This is a genomic window from Vibrio sp. OPT18, assembly GCF_015163615.1.
Lineage (GTDB): Bacteria > Pseudomonadota > Gammaproteobacteria > Enterobacterales > Vibrionaceae > Vibrio > Vibrio coralliirubri.
Window position 1 is genome coordinate 49,627 of sequence record NZ_JADDYK010000087.1, and the last position, 1,223, is coordinate 50,849.

The following is a 1,223-nucleotide window of genomic DNA, read 5'->3' on the forward strand; positions in this document are numbered from 1 at the left end:
TTCTTTAGCGGTTTACGCAAAAGCAACAGACGACCAAGGTGCGACTGCAGATTCTGCGTTGGCATCGTTGACTGTGAATGGCGCTCCAACAGTGAGCACATGTCGCCCTGATGGCTTATATCAAACTCAAGGTGTCGATGTTCCTTACTGTACGATTTACGATGATGAAGGTCGTGAGAAAATGGGCGCGGATCACCCACGTCGTGTTATTGGTTACTTCACAAGTTGGCGTGCAGGGGATGACCCACAAGCGGCTTACTTAGTAAATGACATCCCTTGGGAACAACTCACACACATTAACTACGCTTTTGTGAGCATCGGCTCAGATGGCAAAGTAAACGTCGGTGATGTGAATGATCCTGAAAACGCAGCGGTTGGCAAAGAGTGGCCGGGTGTGGAAGTTGATCCTGCATTAGGCTTCAAAGGTCACTTTGGTGCATTAGCGACAGCGAAGAAAAAACATGGCGTGAAAACGCTAATCTCAATCGGTGGTTGGGCAGAAACCGGTGGTCACTTCGCGACTGACGGCAGTCGAGTGGCTGATGGCGGTTTCTACACAATGACAACCAATGCCGATGGCTCTATCAATCATCAAGGTATCGAAACATTCGCCACTTCCGCGGTTGAAATGTTGCGTAAATACCAGTTCGATGGTCTGGATATCGATTACGAATACCCAACCTCAATGGCAGGTGCCGGTAATCCATACGACAAAGACTTCATGGAGCCGCGTCGTCAATACCTATGGGCTTCGTACCAAGTGTTGATGAAAGTGCTACGTGAGAAGCTTGATGCAGCCTCTTCGCAAGATGGCAATCACTACATGTTAACGATCGCGGCGCCTTCTTCTGGTTACCTGTTACGCGGTATGGAAACATTCGATGTAACCAAGTACCTCGATTACGTGAACATCATGTCTTACGACCTTCACGGTGCGTGGAACGATCACGTAGGTCATAACGCAGCGTTGTTTGATACAGGTAAAGATTCAGAGCTAGCGCAATGGAACGTTTACGGCACGGCGGCTTACGGTGGTATTGGTTATCTGAACACGGATTGGGCTTACCATTACTTCCGTGGTTCTATGCCAGCAGGCCGTATTAACATCGGTGTGCCTTACTACACTCGTGGTTGGCAAGGCGTAACGGGTGGTGAGAATGGTCTTTGGGGCCGAGCAGCACTGCCAAACCAATCTGAATGTTCAGCGGGTACGGGTGAAGGCG

The 1,223-nt window shown here is 49.6% G+C and carries 1 protein-coding gene; it reads left to right on the forward strand.

From position 1 onward, the window contains the following. A partial coding sequence (locus IQQ51_RS27545; protein ID WP_265584333.1) for a glycoside hydrolase family 18 protein occupies nt 1-1,223 on the forward strand: 1,223 nt, incomplete at both ends.